This window comes from Streptomyces sp. NPDC047869 (assembly GCF_040704065.1).
Lineage (GTDB): Bacteria > Actinomycetota > Actinomycetes > Streptomycetales > Streptomycetaceae > Streptomyces.
Genome location: NZ_JBEYRK010000015.1, coordinates 164,787 through 181,233, shown reverse-complemented (window position 1 = coordinate 181,233; position 16,447 = coordinate 164,787). Strand labels below are relative to the sequence as shown.

General features: G+C 72.1%; 17 protein-coding genes and 1 tRNA gene. 3 read left to right on the top strand and 15 right to left on the bottom strand.

Annotated elements, in window-relative coordinates; translation table 11 throughout:
- The first annotated feature begins 161 nt into the window (after positions 1 to 161).
- Entirely contained in the window at positions 162 to 818 is a 657-nt protein-coding gene (locus tag AB0924_RS21145) for an NAD(P)H-binding protein (protein WP_358928200.1), read from the top strand.
- A gap of 111 nt (positions 819 to 929) precedes the next feature.
- On the opposite strand, the gene AB0924_RS21140 is transcribed toward AB0924_RS21145, so the two are convergent.
- Positions 930 to 1,142: a hypothetical protein gene (locus tag AB0924_RS21140; RefSeq protein ID WP_358928202.1), complete on the bottom strand. Its 213-nt coding sequence runs from the start codon at positions 1,140 to 1,142 to the stop codon at positions 930 to 932.
- Positions 1,143 to 1,742: 600 nt separating this feature from the next.
- A tRNA-Tyr gene (locus AB0924_RS21135) sits at positions 1,743 to 1,824 on the bottom strand.
- 212 nt (positions 1,825 to 2,036) lie between these two features.
- Between AB0924_RS21135 and AB0924_RS21130 the strand changes: the two genes are divergently transcribed.
- Positions 2,037 to 2,525 (top strand): YajQ family cyclic di-GMP-binding protein, encoded by a 489-nt coding sequence (locus AB0924_RS21130; RefSeq protein ID WP_358928204.1) that lies wholly within the window; start codon positions 2,037 to 2,039, stop codon positions 2,523 to 2,525.
- Positions 2,526 to 2,671: 146 nt separating this feature from the next.
- On the opposite strand, the gene AB0924_RS21125 is transcribed toward AB0924_RS21130, so the two are convergent.
- A complete protein-coding gene (locus tag AB0924_RS21125) occupies positions 2,672 to 2,938 on the bottom strand; it encodes a GlsB/YeaQ/YmgE family stress response membrane protein (protein ID WP_358928206.1) in 267 nt (88 codons plus the stop codon).
- Positions 2,939 to 3,093: 155 nt separating this feature from the next.
- Here AB0924_RS21125 and AB0924_RS21120 point away from each other — a divergent pair, with 155 nt between their 5' ends.
- A complete protein-coding gene (locus tag AB0924_RS21120; protein WP_366912154.1) occupies positions 3,094 to 4,377 on the top strand; it encodes an amino acid permease in 1,284 nt (427 codons plus the stop codon).
- A gap of 63 nt (positions 4,378 to 4,440) precedes the next feature.
- Here the strand turns inward: AB0924_RS21120 and AB0924_RS21115 are convergent, their stop codons facing one another.
- The 12 genes from AB0924_RS21115 to AB0924_RS21060 all read right to left on the bottom strand — a co-directional run bounded on the left by AB0924_RS21115 (position 4,441) and on the right by AB0924_RS21060 (position 16,265).
- Positions 4,441 to 4,833, bottom strand: a complete 393-nt coding sequence (locus AB0924_RS21115; RefSeq protein ID WP_359552432.1) for a YccF domain-containing protein — start codon at positions 4,831 to 4,833, stop codon at positions 4,441 to 4,443.
- Positions 4,830 to 5,693, bottom strand: a complete 864-nt coding sequence (htpX, locus tag AB0924_RS21110; protein ID WP_358928210.1) for a zinc metalloprotease HtpX — start codon at positions 5,691 to 5,693, stop codon at positions 4,830 to 4,832. Before htpX ends, AB0924_RS21115 begins: the two co-directional genes overlap by 4 nt.
- Before the next feature lie 191 nt (positions 5,694 to 5,884).
- Positions 5,885 to 7,408, bottom strand: a complete 1,524-nt coding sequence (locus AB0924_RS21105; RefSeq protein ID WP_366912153.1) for an NADH-quinone oxidoreductase subunit N — start codon at positions 7,406 to 7,408, stop codon at positions 5,885 to 5,887.
- A complete protein-coding gene (locus tag AB0924_RS21100; RefSeq protein WP_358928214.1) occupies positions 7,405 to 8,982 on the bottom strand; it encodes an NADH-quinone oxidoreductase subunit M in 1,578 nt (525 codons plus the stop codon). The genes AB0924_RS21105 and AB0924_RS21100 overlap by 4 nt, the downstream gene beginning before the upstream one ends.
- A gap of 6 nt (positions 8,983 to 8,988) precedes the next feature.
- Positions 8,989 to 10,983 (bottom strand): NADH-quinone oxidoreductase subunit L, encoded by a 1,995-nt coding sequence (locus AB0924_RS21095; RefSeq protein ID WP_358928216.1) that lies wholly within the window; start codon positions 10,981 to 10,983, stop codon positions 8,989 to 8,991.
- Complete coding sequence (gene nuoK / locus AB0924_RS21090; RefSeq protein WP_358928218.1) at positions 10,980 to 11,366, bottom strand: NADH-quinone oxidoreductase subunit NuoK; 387 nt, start codon at positions 11,364 to 11,366, stop codon at positions 10,980 to 10,982. The genes AB0924_RS21095 and nuoK overlap by 4 nt, the downstream gene beginning before the upstream one ends.
- Entirely contained in the window at positions 11,366 to 11,968 is a 603-nt protein-coding gene (locus tag AB0924_RS21085; protein ID WP_358928220.1) for an NADH-quinone oxidoreductase subunit J, read from the bottom strand. Before AB0924_RS21085 ends, nuoK begins: the two co-directional genes overlap by 1 nt.
- A complete protein-coding gene (locus AB0924_RS21080) occupies positions 11,965 to 12,519 on the bottom strand; it encodes an NADH-quinone oxidoreductase subunit I (protein WP_358928222.1) in 555 nt (184 codons plus the stop codon). The genes AB0924_RS21085 and AB0924_RS21080 overlap by 4 nt, the downstream gene beginning before the upstream one ends.
- 2 nt (positions 12,520 to 12,521) lie before the next feature.
- Positions 12,522 to 13,490, bottom strand: coding sequence for a complex I subunit 1 family protein (locus AB0924_RS21075; RefSeq protein WP_358928224.1), 969 nt, complete (start codon positions 13,488 to 13,490; stop codon positions 12,522 to 12,524).
- Positions 13,487 to 15,238 carry an NADH-quinone oxidoreductase subunit C gene (locus tag AB0924_RS21070; RefSeq protein WP_366912150.1) on the bottom strand — a complete coding sequence of 584 codons (1,752 nt, stop codon included), beginning with the start codon at positions 15,236 to 15,238 and terminating at the stop codon, positions 13,487 to 13,489. The genes AB0924_RS21075 and AB0924_RS21070 overlap by 4 nt, the downstream gene beginning before the upstream one ends.
- Positions 15,238 to 15,858 carry an NADH-quinone oxidoreductase subunit B family protein gene (locus tag AB0924_RS21065; RefSeq protein WP_358928228.1) on the bottom strand — a complete coding sequence of 207 codons (621 nt, stop codon included), beginning with the start codon at positions 15,856 to 15,858 and terminating at the stop codon, positions 15,238 to 15,240. Before AB0924_RS21065 ends, AB0924_RS21070 begins: the two co-directional genes overlap by 1 nt.
- Entirely contained in the window at positions 15,849 to 16,265 is a 417-nt protein-coding gene (locus AB0924_RS21060; RefSeq protein ID WP_358928230.1) for an NADH-quinone oxidoreductase subunit A, read from the bottom strand. Before AB0924_RS21060 ends, AB0924_RS21065 begins: the two co-directional genes overlap by 10 nt.
- Positions 16,266 to 16,447: the final 182 nt, after the last annotated feature.

The window sequence follows — 16,447 nt, the reverse complement described above, 5'->3', positions numbered from 1 at the left end:
AACAGGCCCGCCCGTTCCGCTGGACCAAGACAGCCGACCAGATCATCGACCGGATCTGCCGCTACTGCGACAGGATCTCCGGACCAGCTCACTAGGTGACGAGGGCCGGCGCCCCCCAACCCATGCGGCGCACGGGCTCCTTCGGGCGTACGGTCGGAATCATGCGCATTGTCATCGCTGGTGGTCATGGTCAGATCGCGCTGCGGCTGGAGCGGGTGCTCGCCGCGCGCGGGGACGAGGTAGCGGGGATCATCCGCAAGGCGGAGCAGGGCGACGACCTGCGGGCGGTGGGCGCCGAACCGGTCCTGCTGGACCTGGAGTCCGCCTCGGTGGAGGAGGTCGCGGCACATCTGCAGGGCGCGGACGCGGCGGTCTTCGCGGCGGGTGCGGGCCCGGGCAGCGGCGCGGGCCGCAAGGAGACGGTGGACAGGGGCGCGGCGGTGCTGTTCGCGGACGCGGCCGTACGCGCGCGCGTACGCCGTTTCGTGGTGGTCTCCTCGATGGGCGCGGATCCCGCGCACCAGGGCGACGACGTCTTCGACGTGTACCTGCGCGCCAAGGGTGCGGCCGACGCGTACGTCACCGGGCAGGAGACCCTGGACTGGACGATCCTGCGCCCCGGCGCGCTGACCGACGAGCCGGGCACCGGTCTGGTCCGGCTGGAGGCCCACACCGGCCGCGGCCCGGTCCCGCGGGACGACGTGGCGGCCGTACTGGCGGAGCTGGTGGACACCTCGGCGACGGCCGGTCTGACGCTGGAGCTGATCGGCGGCTCGACGCCGGTGTCGGTGGCCGTGAAGTCGGTCGCGGGGAACTGAGGCCGCAGGCCGGCCGTTCACCGATCGGAGGGGCTGCGGCCGGGCCTTCACCGGCCGGAGGGCTACGGCCGAGCCCGTTCACCGGCCGGAGGAGCAACGGCCGTTCACCGGTCAGAAGAGAGGCAGCTGCCCGGGGAAGTCCGGCACGGCGTACCCGTCCAACGCCGGCTGCACCGCTCCGAGTTGTGCCTGGCGCCGGGAGCCGGAGCAAGAGAGGAGTTCCCCGTTCTCCCGTGCCCCGGGCGGGTCGTGCCGTGCGAAGCGACCCGCGACGACGGCGATCTCACGGTGGCACACGGGACAGGTTCTGCGACGGGATGCCATGCGGCCAGTGTGCCCGCTGTCCAGCCGGCACCGCAGGACCCGAAGCGGCGCTCCCCCCCTGCCCGGCGCCGCAGCATGGGCCTGTGGAGCCTGCACGACAAAGGCCTCAACGGCAACCGACTCATGGTCTCAACCCCCCGAAGCCAACACCGCCTACGGCGTAGTCACCCTCACCGACGGCACCCAGGTAAAAGCCACCGCAGTCACCCTCCCCGGCACCACCTACCGCGCCTGGGCCGCACCCATACCCAACGGCCAGACCATCACCACAGTCGACCAGTACGACACCCACCACCACCGACTCACCCACGACACCAACTGGCGCTGACCAGCGCGGGCAACGGGCCTGGGATCCCGCACGTCAGCGGGAGGCCTGGTCGCCGGGCCTCCTGTTCCGCACGCAGCGGGCGGGCTCATCCGGATCGCCGGTTACGGCGAGGCGGGGGCCGAAGCTCGCATGCCGTGAGCTGACGCCGGTCAGCGCACCTCTCAGCTCGCGAAGCGCCCTGATCACCTCCGTCACGCGGCATGGCGTACTTCGGGAACGACGAAAGGGTCTGTGATCAGCATTGCTGCTGTTCACAGACCCTTTCGGTCGTGTGGCGGCGCCAGGATTCGAACCTGGGAAGGCTGAGCCGGCAGATTTACAGTCTGCTCCCTTTGGCCGCTCGGGCACACCGCCGGGGTTGCTGCCCTTCGAACCGTCTTTCGACGGTGCTCCGTGGCAACGACGTAAACAATACCCGATGCGTGGGGGTGCTTCGCCACCCGATTGATCTCCACCTCCTGGGCCGCGGGGTGACTAGGCTGGTGCGGATGCGGCCCGGCGCCACGCCGGGTTCGGCGGCCGCCGCCGCGCACCCGATACGCACCCGATACAAGGAGCCACAGGACATGGCCGACTCCAGTTTCGACATCGTCTCGAAGGTCGAGCGGCAGGAGGTCGACAACGCCCTCAACCAGGCCGCCAAGGAGATCTCGCAGCGCTACGACTTCAAGGGCGTGGGTGCCTCGATCTCGTGGTCCGGCGACAAGATCCTCATGGAGGCGAACTCCGAGGACCGGGTGAACGCCGTCCTCGACGTCTTCCAGTCCAAGCTGATCAAGCGCGGCATCTCGCTGAAGGCGCTGGACGCGGGCGAGCCCCAGCTCTCCGGCAAGGAGTACAAGATCTTCGCGACGATCGAGGAGGGCATCTCCCAGGAGAACGCGAAGAAGGTCGCCAAGATCATCCGTGACGAGGGCCCGAAGGGCGTCAAGGCCCAGGTCCAGGGCGAGGAGCTGCGGGTCACGTCCAAGAGCCGCGACGACCTCCAGACCGTGATCGCCCTGCTGAAGGGCAAGGACTTCGACTTCGCGCTGCAGTTCGTCAACTACCGGTAGGTCAACTGCCGGCGGTACCGCGCGGTCCGGCACCGGCGGGGACCGCGGCCGGCGCAGTCAGGCCGTTGCCGGGTCATGACCAGGAAGGGTGGGCACCGGACGGTGTCCACCCTTCGGTCGCTCCTGGGCGCCTCGCCGCCCGCGCCTCAGTCGCGCGAGTTGCCGAACAGGAGGCGGTAGACGATCAGCAGGACCAGCGAGCCGCCGATCGCGGCGGCCCAGGTCGCGCCGTCGTAGAAGTGCTTGCTGATCGGGTGGTCCAGCCAGCGGGACGAGATGTAGCCGCCGATGAACGCGCCCGCGATGCCGATGAGGGTGGTGCCTATGAAGCCGCCCGGGTCGCGGCCGGGCAGGAGGATTTTGGCGATGGCTCCGGCCAGAAGCCCCAGGATGATCCAACCGATGATGCTCATGCCGTGAACCTGCCCTCCCGCGCTGTGTCCGCACTGGCCGGCCCTTGAGAATCCGGTGAGGATCGGCTGTCGGTCGCGCGCGTGTTCGTGCCGTGTCGAGGAAGAGGACGTCTCGAGTCCACCCGCCGGTTGCGCCGATCAGTAGGGTGCGGCGCATGACAGCTTCCGCAACCGCGTTGCGGCGCACCCTGGGCGTGCGGGACGCCGTGGTCGTCGGCCTCGGCGCGATGCTCGGGGCCGGCGTGTTCTCCGCCCTGGGCCCGGCCGCCCGTGCGGCCGGGCGGGGGCTGCTGCCGGGGCTGGCCGTCGCGGCCGTCGTGGCGTACTGCAACGCCATGTCCTCGGCCCGCCTGGCCGCCCGCTATCCGGCGTCGGGCGGGACGTACGTGTACGGCAGGGAGCGGCTGGGCGCGTTCTGGGGGTACCTGGCCGGCTGGGCGTTCGTGGTCGGCAAGACGGCCTCGTGCGCGGCCATGGCGCTCACCGTGGGGGCGTACGTGTGGCCGGGGCAGGCGCACGCGGTGGCGGTGGCGGCCGTGGTGGCCCTGACCGCCGTGAACTACGGCGGCATCCAGAAGTCGGCGTGGCTGACGCGGGTCATCGTGGCCGTGGTGCTGGCCGTCCTCGCCGCGGTGGTGGTCGCGTGCCTCGCCTCCGGGCGCATGGACGCCGGGCGGCTCGGCCCGGGGCCGGCGACGGGCATCGGCGGGGTGCTCCAGGCGGCGGGACTGCTGTTCTTCGCGTTCGCCGGGTACGCGCGGATCGCCACGCTCGGCGAGGAGGTGCGGGATCCGGCGCGCACCATTCCGCGCGCCGTTCCGGTGGCTCTCGGTATCACTCTGGTGGTGTACGCGGCGGTCGCGGTGGCCGTTCTCGGCGTGCTCGGCGCCGGCCGTCTGGGGCACGCGGCGGCACCGCTGGCCGACGCGGTGCGGGCGGCCGGGGTGCCGGGGCTCGTGCCGGTGGTCCGGGTGGGGGCCGCGGTGGCCGCGCTGGGGTCGCTGCTCGCGCTGATCCTCGGCGTGTCGCGGACGACGCTCGCCATGGCCCGCGACGGTCATCTCCCCCGTGTGCTGGCCGCCGTGCATCCGCGGTTCCAGGTGCCGCACCGGGCCGAGCTGGCGGTGGGCGCGGTGGTCGCCGTACTGGCCGCCACGGTGGACGTTCGCGGCGCGATCGGCTTCTCCTCGTTCGGCGTCCTGGCCTACTACGCCGTGGCCAACGCCTCGGCCTGGACGCTGAGCCCGGCCCCGCGGGCACGGGTGGTGCCGGCGGTGGGGCTGCTGGGCTGCGCCTCGCTGGCGTTCGCCCTCCCCGCGGTCTCGGTCGCCGTGGGGGCGGGCGTGCTCGCCGTGGGCGTGGTGGCCTACGGGGTGCGGCGGTGGTGGGTGGGCCGCGGTAGGCGTGGAGGCGGTCCGGAGCCCCGGCAGGGGGCGTGACCCTGCTGCCGAACCCTTGAGTCGCGCACCTCGCCTGACGGGGGCACAGGGCCTCGGGGGTCCTCAGCGGGCCGCGAACGGCTGGTCCGTGGGCACGATCTCGCGCCCCAGCGGGAACAGGGACACCGGGATCAGCTTGAAGTTGGCGACGCCGAACGGGATGCCGATGATCGTCAGGCACAGGGCGATGCCGGTGGTGATGTGGGCCAGCGTCAGCCACCATCCGGCCAGCAGCAGCCACAGGACGTTGCCGACGCACGAGGGGGCGCCCGCGTCGTGCCGCTCGACCGTGGTGTACCCGAAGGGCCACAGTGCGTAGACGCCGATACGGAAGGCGGCGATGCCGAAGGGGATGCCGATGATCGTGACGCAGAGCAGTACGCCCGCGAGCAGGTATCCGAGGAACAGCCAGAAGCCGCTCAGGATGAGCCAGATGACGTTGAGGATGATCTTCACTGTGAACGCCCTGCCATCTTCTCGAGCCGGGAGATGCGGTCCGCCATGGGCGGGTGCGTGGAGAACATCCTGGCGAGCCCTTGGCCAGCCCGGAAAGGGTTCGCGATCATCATGTGGCTCGCGGTCTCGATCCGGGGTTCGGGGGGCAGCGGGAGCTGCTGGGTGCCGAGCTCCAGCTTGCGCAGGGCACTGGCCAGGGCCAGCGGGTCGCCGGTGAGCTGGGCGCCCGAGGCGTCCGCCTCGTACTCCCTGGACCGGCTGATGGCCAACTGGATGAGGGAGGCGGCGAGCGGGCCCAGGATCATGATCAGCAGCATGCCGAGCAGGCCGGGGCCCTCGTCGTCGTCTGAGCGGCCGATGGGGATCAGCCAGGCGATGTTGACCAGGAACATGATCACCGAGGCGAGGGCGCCGGCGACCGACGAGATGAGGATGTCGCGGTTGTAGACATGGCTCAGCTCGTGGCCGATGACGCCGCGCAGTTCCCGCTCGTCGAGCAGGCGCAGGATGCCCTCCGTGCAGCACACCGCCGCGTTGCGCGGGTTGCGGCCGGTCGCGAAGGCGTTGGGCGCCTCCGTCGGTGAGATGTACAGGCGGGGCATGGGCTGTCGGGCCTGCGTGGACAGGTCGCGGACCATCCGGTACAGGGCGGGGGCCTCGAACTCGCTGACCGGGCGGGCCCGCATCGCGCGGAGCGCCAGCTTGTCGCTGTTCCAGTACGCGTACGCGTTCGTGCCCAGCGCGATCAGGACGGCCACGATCAGCCCTGTACGGCCGAAGAAGCTGCCGATGACGATGATGAGCGCGGACAGTCCCCCGAGGAGTACTGCGGTCCTTAGCCCGTTGTGCCGGCGGTGCACGGTACGCCCTCCAAGTCGTGCTGCAGGGGAACGCTTTGGTCCAGTGGACCCTCCCGCTCTGGTCAACGCCAGGCGGCCGCCGCGAGTTCCCTGGTGCGGGCGGCGGCATGCGTCGGCCGTACGGGTGACGTGGGCTTACGGCCTTCCGCGCGCGTGGGGCCACGGGTGCCCCACGCGCGCGTGGCGAGTCCTCAGAACAGTCCGGTGGCGGCGAAGCGCAGGACCAGTTGGGGTGCGCCGGAGAGCGCCACGCCGAGGACGCCGGTGAGGGCGAGGGCGGCGGTGAGGGGGGCCGGGAGCCGGTGCCGGGCGGGTGTGCCCTCAGGGGTCCGGAACAGCAGGGCCGTCCACTGGAGGTAGTAGAAGAGGGCGATCACCACGTTGACGGCCATGACGACGGCGAGCCAGCCCAGGCCCGCGTCGACGGCCGCGGAGAACACGGTGACCTTGGCGAACAGGCCGATGACGCCCGGCGGCAGCCCGGCGAGGCACAGCAGGAAGAAGGCCAGCAGCAGGGCGGTGACCGGGTTGGCGGCGTACAGGCCCCGGTAGTCGCTGAGCCGGTTGAGGGACTTCGTGCGTCCCACCACGGCGGCCACCGCGAACGCGCCGAGGTTCACGGCGGCGTACATGAGGGCGTAGGCGACGGTGGAGCCGATCGCCTTCTGCGGGTCCCTGGAGTATCCGGCGGCGGCGATCGGTACGAGGAGGTAGCCGGCCTGGCCGACGGAGGACCAGGCGAGCAGCCGTACGGCGCTGTACGCGCGCGTGGCCTGCTGGCGCAGGGCGCCGACGTTGCCGACAGTCATGGTGAGGGCGGCCAGGGCGGCGAGCGCGGGCCCCCAGGCGTCCGCGTACGACGGGAAGGCGACGACGGTGACGAGGATCAGCCCGGAGAAGCCGACGGCCTTGCCTACGACCGACAGGTAGGCGGCGATGGGCAGCGGCGCGCCCACGTAGGTGTCGGGCACCCAGAAGTGGAAGGGGACGGCGGCGGTCTTGAAGGCGAAGCCGACCAGGGTGAGGACGACGCCGGTCTGGGCGAGGGTGTGCAGCTGCCCGTCGACGTGCTGGATGCGCTGGGCGACCTGGGTGAGGTAGAGGGTGCCGGTGGAGGCGTAGACGAAGCTGATGCCCAGCAGGCTGACCGCGGTGGCGGTGACCGAGGACAGGAAGAACTTCAGGGCCGCCTCGGAGGACCGTTTGTCGCCGTGCCGGATGCCGACGAGTGCGAAGGCCGGCAGGGAGGCGACCTCCAGGGCGACGACGAGGGTGGCCAGGTCGCGGGAGGCGGGCAGCAGGGCGGCGCCGGCCGCCGAGGACAGCAGCAGGAACCAGAACTCCCCGGCCGCAATGCGCCGCCGCTCGTCGCCGAGGTTCGTCACCGACAGCAGGGCCGCCAGCAGGGCGCCGCCGAGGACGAGGAACTGGATGACGAGGGTGAAGTGGTCGGCGGTGTAGCTGCACCCGCGCGCGGGGGCGGGCAGGCAGAAGGTGCTGCGGTCGCCGTCCAGGAGCGGCAGCAGCATCAGTGTGGCGACGGCCAGGCCGGCCACGGAGACCCAGCCGAGGAGCGGCTTGCGCGCCTCGGGGAGGAAGAGGTCGGCGACGAGGACCGCGAGCGCCACGACCGCGGCGATGGTGGGCGGCGCGATCGCGAGCCAGTCGACGGACTGGACCAGCGACTGGGCCAGGGGCTGGGCCAGGGCGCTCATCGGGTGCCTCCTGCGAGGAGCTGCTGCACGGCCGGGTCGGTCAGGCCGAGCAGGGCCCGGGGCCACAGTCCGGCGAGGACGGTGAGGGTGACGAGCGGCGTCCAGGCCGCGAACTCGTAGCCGTGCACGTCGGCGAGGGTGGTCGGGGTCTGCTGCGGTACGGCGCCCATGCAGACCCGGCGGACCACGATCAGCATGTAGGCGGCCGTCAGCAGGGTGCCGAACGCGCCGATCGCCATGAAGGTGAGGAACGCGGGCCGGCTGAGGCCGGCGGCGGGGCTGAACGAGCCGAACAGGGCCAGCATCTCGCCCCAGAATCCGGCGAGGCCCGGCAGGCCGAGTGAGGCGACGGCGCCGAAGGCGAGCAGGCCGCCGAGGCGGGGGGCCTTGGCGTAGAGGGCCGCGCCCGTCCCTTCGGCCAGGGTGTCGAGGTCGGTGGTGCCGGTGCGGTCCTTCAGCGCGCCGACCAGGAAGAAGAGCAGGCCGGTGATGAGGCCGTGGGCGATGTTGGCGAACAGGGCGCCGTTGACGCCGGTCGGGGTCATGGTGGCGATGCCGAGCAGGACGAAGCCCATGTGGCCGACGGAGGAGTAGGCGATGAGCCGCTTCAGATCGCCCCTCGCGCCCTGCTTGGCCAGGGCCAGGCAGGCCAGGGACCCGTAGATGATTCCGACCACGGCGAAGGCGGCGAGGTACGGCGCGAAGGTGCGGAAGCCGTCCGGCGCCACGGGCAGCAGGATGCGGACGAACCCGTAGGTGCCCATCTTCAGCAGGACGCCGGCCAGCAGCACCGAGCCGACGGTCGGGGCGGCGGTGTGGGCGTCGGGCAGCCAGCTGTGCAGCGGCCACATCGGCGTCTTGACCGCGAGCCCGATCCCGATCGCCAGTACGGCGACGACCTGCACGGATGTGGTCAGTGACCGGCCGTTGTCAGTGGCGAGTGCCACCATGTCGAACGTGCCCGCCTTGATTCCGATCAGGAGCAGGCCGAGCAGCATGACCACGGAGCCGAGCAGCGTGAACAGGATGAACCTCCACGCGGCCCGGGTCCGGCCCTCGCCGCCCCAGCGGGCGATGAGGAAGTACATCGGGATGAGCACCGTCTCGAACGCGAGGAAGAACAGCAGCAGGTCGAGGACGGCGAAGGTCGCGAGGGTGCCGGTCTCGAGCAGGAGCAGCAGCGCGACGAACGCCTTCGGGGACGGGCCCGACGGCGGCTTGAAGTAGGAGTAGAGCGCGCAGAGGAAGGCCAGCAGCGCGGTCAGGACCAGAAGGGGGAGGGAGATGCCGTCGATGCCGAGGTGGATCCGCACGTCGAGTGCGGGGATCCAGCTGATGTCGGTCGTGGCCTGCATCTTCGACGGATGGTCGTGGTCGAAGCCGAGCGCCAGGACGACGGCGGCGATGAGGATCACGGCCGTCACGGTGACGCCGTGCCGCAGCACGGCCTGCTCGGGCGATTTCCCCTTCAGCCCGGGCGGGGCCGGGAGGAGGGCGGTGGCGGCGCCGAGGAGCGGGCCGGCGACGACGAACGCCAGAAGGAACCGCATCACGGACTCGTTGATATCGATCACGCCTGCTCACGCTCCCGTGGCGACGAGGAGGACGGCGACCGCCAGGACGACGGTGCCGGCGAGCAGCGCGCTCACATAGGTCTGCACATTGCCGGTCTGCGCCCGCCGTACGGCGGCCCCGAGCAGCCGGGGCAGGGCGGCCGCGCCGTGTACGTAGGTCTCGACGACCTCGCGGTCGAGGAACCGGACGAGACTCGCGCCGGCCTGGACCGGGCGGACGAACAGCGCCGAGTACACGGCGTCCAGGTGGAAGCCCGCGGCCGCGTGCCGGTGCAGCGGGCCGAGCAGCAGCCGTCCGGGGTCCGCCGGGTCGGGTGCCTCGGCGATGTCGCCGTAGGCGGGCCGGTGGCTGGCGATGGCCTCGGCCTCGACCAGTCCGGCGTCGCCCTCGGGGTGGGCGGCGACGGCGCCCAGCGGGACCCGGGCGGCGAGCGCGGTGGTGTGCTGCCAGGCGCCGTAGGTGAGGAGTCCGCCGACCACGGCGAGGCCGGTGCCGAGGATGGAGGTGAGGAGGGTCGGGGTCAGGTCGCGGCCGTCGAGCCAGCCGGGCAGCGAGCGGTAGGCGAGCCCGCCGAAGGCCAGGGACGGCACGGCGAGGACCCACAGCACCACGGTCATCGTCAGTGGCTGACGGCCGTGGTCGGGGGCCTCGGCGCCGCGGCCGCGGAAGGCCAGTAGCCACAGCCGGGTGGCGTAGGCGGCGGTGAGCAGGGCGGTGAGCAGGCCTGCGACGAGCACGAGCCAGCCGGCGGCGCCGGGGGCCTGGGCGGTGTGGCCGGTGGCCACGTGCTCGGCGGCGCCGAGGACGGACTCCTTGGAGAAGAAGCCGCTGAAGGGCGGGATCGCGGCGAGCGCGAGCAGGGCCACGGTCATCGTCCAGTAGGCGTCCGGGATGCGTTCGCGCAGGTGGCTCATGCGCGACATGGCGGCCAGCGAGTTGGTGCCGGCGGCGTGGATGATCACGCCGGCGGCGAGGAACAGCAGCGCCTTGAAGGCGCCGTGCGACAGGAGGTGGAAGACGGCGGCGCCGCGGTCGCCGACGGCGAGGGCGCCGGTCATATAGCCGAGCTGGCCGATCGTCGAGTAGGCGAGGACGCGCTTGATGTCGTCCTGGGCGAGGGCTGCGAGACCGGAGCCCGTCATGGTGACGGCGGCCATGACGGCGAGGACCACCATCGCGGCCCGTGAGGCCTCGAAGAGCGGGAGGAGACGGGCGACGAAGTAGACACCGGCGGCGACCATCGTCGCGGCGTGGATCAGCGCGGAGACCGGGGTGGGGCCCGCCATCGCGTCGGGGAGCCAGGTGTGCAGCGGGAACTGCGCCGACTTGCCGGCCACGCCCGCGAGCAGCAGCAGGGCGACGACCGTCGGGTGGTCGATGCCGCCGTTCGCGACGGCGCCGAGGACGCGGGGGATGTTGAACGATCCGGCGTCGGTGCCCAGGGCGAACAGGCCGATGAGGAACGGCACGTCGCCGAGCTTGGTGACCAGGAAGGCCTTCAGGGAGGCGGCGCGGGCCTCGGGGGTCTCCCAGTAGTGGCCGACCAGGAAGTAGGAGCAGATGCCCATCACTTCCCAGCCGACCAGCAGCACGATCAGGTCGCCGGAGTAGACGACCAGGAACATCGCGGAGGTGAACAGGGAGACGAGGGCGGCATAGGAGGCGTAGCGCGGGTCGTCGCGCAGGTAGCCGGTCGAGTAGATCTGCACGCAGGCCGCGACGAAGGCGACCAGGACGGCGACGAGCGCGGCGAAGCCGTCGATGTCCAGGGCGAGGTCGATGGGGACCGAGCCGGTGGGCGTCAGCTCGGTGTGGGCCTCGATGGCCCGGCCGCCGCCCTGCCGTACGGCGACCAGCGCGGCCAGTACGAGCGCGGCCAGGGTGGGCAGTACGGCGAGCGGGCGGACGAGACCGGGGGTGGTGCGGCCGAGCAGCAGTCCGGCGGCGGCGCCCAGGAACGGCAGGAGGGGGACGAGGACGGCGAGGGTGGTCGTGGTCACGCGGTGGCCTCAGCCTTCTCGGCCGCGGGGGCGTCGGTGCCGGGGCCGTCGGTGTCGTCGCCGTGGCCCTCGGCGGTGTCGCGGAGCCTGTCGATGTCGGAGGTGCCGCGGTTGCGGTACACGGCGAGCACGATCGCCAGTCCGATGCCGATCTCGGCGGCGGAGATGGCGATGGTGAACAGGGTCAGCGCCTGCCCGGAGTGCAGCGTCTCCGCGGCGGCCCGGCTGAGCCAGACGTCGAAGGCGACCAGGTTGAGGTTGACGGCGTTGAGCATCAGCTCGACTGACATCAGGACGAGGATCGCGTTGCGGCGGGCGAGGACGCCGTACAGGCCGGTGCAGAACAGGAGGGCGGAGAGTACGGCGGGATAGGCGAGGTGCATCAGCGGGCGCCTTCCTTCTCACCGGGGGTGCCGGCCGCGGGGGCGGCGCCGGGGGGCGGATCCGCCGCTGCCGCCTTGCGGGACAGGACGATCGCGCCGACCAGGGCCGCGAGGAGCAGGACGGACAGTGCCTCGAAGGGCAGGACCCAGTTCTGGAACAGGCTCTGGCCGGTGACGCGGGTGGTGCCGGCCGCCGGGCCGTCCAGGTCGATCCAGGTGGTGCGGAACGCGTCGACGACCACCCACACCAGGGCCGCCGCCGCGGCGACCGCGACGGCCAGGGCGGCCCAGCGGTTGCCGGAGTCGGCGTCAGGTGAGCGGCCGATGGGCGCCCTGGTGAGCATCAGACCGAACAGGAGGAGGACGACGACGGAGCCGACGTAGATGAGGACCTGCACCCAGGCGATGAACTCCGCGGTGAGCAGGAGGTACTCGACGGCCAGGCCGCCGAGCGCGACCACCAGCCACAGCGCGGCGTGCACGAGCTGCCGGGTGGTGACGGTGACGAGCGCGGCACCGAGGGTGACGAGGCCGACGAGGAGGAAGGCGATCTCCACGCCGGTCGGGGACAGGAAGCCGTGCTGGGCCGCGGCGAGGCTCATGACCGTTCCTCCCCCTGCTCGGCGGCCTGCTGGGCGGCGAGCTTCTCGGCGGTCTTGCGGGCCGCGGCGATCTCCTTCGACTCCTCCGCGCCCGGGTCGAGGGCGGGCGGGGCCGGGACGGTCCACATCCACTCGCGGAGCTTGTCGCGCTCGTGGGTGAGCTCGCGGATGTCGGTCTCGGCGTACTCGAACTCCGGGGACCAGAACAGGGCGTCGAAAGGGCAGACCTCGATGCAGATACCGCAGTACATGCACAGGGAGAAGTCGATGGCGAACCGGTCGAGGACGTTGCGGCTGCGCTCGCGCCCGCCGGGGGCGGCCGGCGGGACCGTCTCCTTGTGCGAGTCGATGTAGATGCACCAGTCCGGGCACTCCCGGGCGCACAGCATGCAGACCGTGCAGTTCTCCTCGAACAGCGCGATGACACCGCGCGTGCGGGGCGGCAGCTCGGGCAGGGCGTCGGGGTACTGCTCGGTGACGGTCTTTCTCGTCATCGTGCGCAGGGTGACGGCCAGGCCCTTGGCCAGGCCGCTGCCGGGAATCGGAGCCATGGCTACTGGATCACCACCTTGACGATGCCGGTGAGGGCGATCTGGGCGAGGGAGAGGGGGACGAGGAGGGTCCAGGAGAGTTTCTGGAGCTGGTCCTCGCGCAGGCGGGGGTAGGTCACGCGGAGCCAGATGACGACGAAGGCGAGGATCGCGGTCTTCAGCAGGGTCCACAGCCAGCCCAGGCCGTCGGCGCCCCACGGGCCGTGCCAGCCGCCCAGGAAGAGGACGGTGGTCAGACCGCACAGGACGATGATGCCGGCGTACTCGGCGAGCAGGAACAGCGCGAACCGCAGACCGGTGTACTCGGTGTACGCGCCGAAGATGATCTCCGAGTCGGCGACGGGCATGTCGAAGGGCGGGCGCTGCAGCTCGGCGAGGCCGGCCACGAAGAACACGATCGCGCCGACGATCTGCCACGGCAGCCACCACCAGTGGAAGGCGTGCACGATGCCCGGGAGGGAGACCGTGCCGGCCGCCATGGTGACGGAGGCCGCGGCGAGCAGCATGGGCAGCTCGTAGGCGAGGAGCTGGGCCGCCGTGCGCAGGCCGCCTAGCAGGGAGAACTTGTTCGCGCTGGCCCAGCCCGCCATCAGCGAGCCGAGCACGCCGACGCCCATCACCGCGAGGACGAAGAAGACCCCCGCGTCCAGCGCCTGTCCGACGGCCCCCTCACCCGGCCCGATGGGGATGGCGAGCAGGACGAGCAGATAGGGCAGCAGGGCCACGGCCGGGGCGAGCTGGAAGACGCGGCGGTCGGCGCCGGCCGGGACCACGTCCTCCTTCTGCGCGAACTTCACACCGTCGGCGATGAGCTGGGCCCAGCCGTGGAAGCCGCCCGCGTACATCGGGCCGAGGCGGCCCTGCATGTGGGCCATCACCTTGTGCTCGGTCTGGCCCACGATCAGGGGGAAGGTGAGGAAGACGACGAACACGACCAGGAGTCGCAGGACGACGTCCAGCGCATCGTTCACCGCGGGCCTCCTGTGGGGTCGTCGGGGGTGGGGGGTTCTTCGGGGCTGGAGTTGTCGGGGGCTGGGGGGACTATGGGGCTCTGGGGCTCGTGAGCGTCCTGGGGGCGCTGAGTCGGCGGGGCTTCGGGAGCGTCCTGGGGTTCCTGAGGTCGCTCGGTCCCCGTGGCCGACTCGGCTTCCCGGCCTCGCTCGGTCTCCGTGGCCGACTCGGCTTCCCGGGCTCGCTCTGCCTTTGTGGCCGGCTCGGCTTCCCGGGCTCGCTCTGCCTTTGTGGCTCGCTCGGTTTCTTGGGCGGGCTCGGCCGTCTGAGCCTGGTCGGCCTCCTGGGCTCGCTCGGCCCGCTGGGACTGCTCGGCCGCCGACACCCGCTCGGCTTCCCGGCCTGGCTCAGCCTCCGGAGCCTGTGTCTCCCGGGCTCGCTCGGCCGTCGAGGCTCGCTCGGCTTCCCGGGCCGGCTCGGCCTTCGAGGCCTGCGCCTCCTCGGCTCGCTCAGCCTTCAGGGCCTGCTCAGCCTCAGGAGCCTGCGCCTCCCGGGTTTGCTCAGCCTCCGGGCTCACCTCGGCCTCCGCTGCTTCCTGAGCCCGCTCCGGTTCCCGGGCGGCCTCGGGCCGCTCGTCGAAGGCCGGGCGCGCATGGTGCCACGGGGCGTCCGAGCTGCGCGGGGCCGCACCTCGGCGGGCGGAGCCGCCCGGCTCCACCGGCCCGGTCGGCTCCACCGATTCGGCCGGTCCGGCCGGCTCCGCCGGTGCCGGGGTCCGCTGTGAGGCCGAGCCTGCCGAGGCGCTGCGCGCACGGCGCGGCCGGGCCGGTGCCGGCCCCGGCTCGTGCGCCACCGAGGCCTCCGCGGCCGGCCCCTCCGGCGCCGTCTGCCCGGCGTCTCCCTCGGACGCGGCCTGCTTGCGCACCGCCGCGTCCTCGGCAGGCGCCGCCGACTGGCTCACCGAGCCTTCGCTCGCGCTCCTCGTCCGACGCGGCCGCGCCCCGGCACCGGCGGTTCCCGTGGCACCGCCGACTCCAGCGGCTCCGGGAACTCCCCCGGCTCCAGCAGCCCCACCAGCCCCACCAGCAGCCTCGCCGGCCTGGCTGGCGGAGCCCTCCGACGCCGTGCGGGCCCGCCGTACCGGGCGCTCGCCCGCCGCGCGCCCCGCGCCCCGGGCCGGGCGCGCCGGGGCGGGAGGGAGCTGGCCCTTCAGCGGGCCCCACTCGTTCGGGTCGGGGACGCCCGGCGGCAGCATCTGGCGGCGCTTGGGGCCACCGTGGTCGGACTCCCCGGGCTCCTTGGCGCCCGGCCAGGCCTTGGCCACCCGGGCGGCGAGGACGAAGTCCTTGCGCAGGGGGTGCCCCTCGAAGGTCTCCGGGAGGAGCAGGTGCTCCAGACCCGGGTGGCCCTCGAAGACGACCCCGAACATCTCGTGCGTCTCGCGCTCGTGCCAGGCCGCGCCCGCGTAGACGCCGACGGCGGACGGCAGTTCCGGCGCCTCGTGCGGCACGGTCGTGCGGACCAGGAGACGGCGGACCGGGTGGAGGGCCACGACATGGGCCGAGACGCGGAAGCCCGTCCCCGGTTCGTCGACCGCGCTCAGCCAGTCGAAGTAGGTGCACCGGAGGGTGGTGCGGGCCGTCTCCAGGGCGGTGAGCCAGGAGGACGGCGGTACGTCCACCGTCAGGACCTCGTACGACTCCTCGGCCGTGGCGTCGGGGCCGAAGAGTTCCCCGGCGGGTGCGGGCAGCCAGCCGGCCGTGGTCATCACGCGTCCCCTTCCCGGGCGGGCGCCGGGGGCTTCACCAGGTCGCTGCTCAGCGCGGCCGCGGACGGGCGGGCGGTCCCGTACCGGTGTCCGAGCGACTCGGCGGCGATCTTCTCCTGGAGCTTGAGGATGCCCTGGAGCAGCGCCTCGGGGCGCGGCGGGCAGCCCGGTACGTACACGTCGACCGGGATGATCTGGTCGACGCCCTTGGTGACGGAGTACGAGTCCCAGTAGGGGCCGCCGCAGTTGGAGCAGGCGCCGAAGGAGATGACGTACTTCGGCTCCGGCATCTGCTCGTACAGGCGCTTCACGGCCGGCGCCATCTTGTCCGTCACCGTTCCCGAGACGACCATCAGGTCGGCCTGGCGGGGGCCCGGCGCGAAGGGGATGACGCCGAGGCGGATGAAGTCGTGGCGGGCCATCGACGCGGCGATGAACTCGATCGCGCAGCAGGCGAGGCCGAAGTTGAACACCCACAGCGAATAGCGGCGGCCCCAGTTCAGGACCACCTTCATCGGCTCGGGGGCGAGCCGGGCGAGGGCGCCCAGCCGCTTGGGCTCCGGAAGCAGGACGGGCTCCGCGGCGGACGGGTTCTCCGTGGCGGACGGGTTCACGTCCATGCCAGCACCCCCTTCTTGTAGGCGTACAGCAGGCCCACGGCGAGGAAGCCGAGGAAGATGAACATCTCCACGAGGGTGGCCGCGCCGTAGCCGGGGGCGGCGAAGACCGTCGCCCACGGGAACAGGAAGATCGAGTCGACCGCGAAGACCACGTAGAGGAAGGCGTAGACGTAGTAGCGGACCTGGGTGTGGGCCCAGCCCTCGCCGACGGGGTCGACGCCGCACTCGTAGGTGAGCAGTTTTTCCGGGGTGGGCACCACCGGGCGCAGCAGCCGCCCGGCGCCGAAGGCGACCGCGACGAAGAGCACGCCGACGAGCGCGAGCAGTCCCACGACAGAGTAGGACCGGAAGTAGCCGGCCGCGACGTCCGCCGCGGCGACCGTCGAGTACCCCAACGTCTCCCGCACCGTCCGCCTCGCTCCCTGACCTAGTGACCTTGGTGAACCCGGTGCAGTGAACCCCTGTGCTGCGACCTGATTCGAGGATCTGTACGCACGGGAGTCTAGGCCCTGATAAAGACACGGTAAGCAGCCCGTCACGGCGTGAGACACGGGGACCGGGCGAGGGGTGGGGTTTTCCCCAGGGAACG

Coding starts and splice junctions, on each gene's coding strand:
- AB0924_RS21145 (WP_358928200.1), top strand. CDS start 162: ATGCGCATTGTCATCGCTGGTGGTCATGGTCAGATCGCGCTGCGGCTG.
- AB0924_RS21140 (WP_358928202.1), bottom strand. CDS start 1,142: ATGGCATCCCGTCGCAGAACCTGTCCCGTGTGCCACCGTGAGATCGCC.
- AB0924_RS21130 (WP_358928204.1), top strand. CDS start 2,037: ATGGCCGACTCCAGTTTCGACATCGTCTCGAAGGTCGAGCGGCAGGAG.
- AB0924_RS21125 (WP_358928206.1), bottom strand. CDS start 2,938: ATGAGCATCATCGGTTGGATCATCCTGGGGCTTCTGGCCGGAGCCATC.
- AB0924_RS21120 (WP_366912154.1), top strand. CDS start 3,094: ATGACAGCTTCCGCAACCGCGTTGCGGCGCACCCTGGGCGTGCGGGAC.
- AB0924_RS21105 (WP_366912153.1), bottom strand. CDS start 7,408: ATGAGCGCCCTGGCCCAGCCCCTGGCCCAGTCGCTGGTCCAGTCCGTC.
- nuoK (WP_358928218.1), bottom strand. CDS start 11,366: ATGCACCTCGCCTATCCCGCCGTACTCTCCGCCCTCCTGTTCTGCACC.
- AB0924_RS21085 (WP_358928220.1), bottom strand. CDS start 11,968: ATGAGCCTCGCCGCGGCCCAGCACGGCTTCCTGTCCCCGACCGGCGTG.
- AB0924_RS21080 (WP_358928222.1), bottom strand. CDS start 12,519: ATGGCTCCGATTCCCGGCAGCGGCCTGGCCAAGGGCCTGGCCGTCACC.
- AB0924_RS21070 (WP_366912150.1), bottom strand. CDS start 15,238: ATGACCACGGCCGGCTGGCTGCCCGCACCCGCCGGGGAACTCTTCGGC.
- AB0924_RS21065 (WP_358928228.1), bottom strand. CDS start 15,858: ATGGACGTGAACCCGTCCGCCACGGAGAACCCGTCCGCCGCGGAGCCC.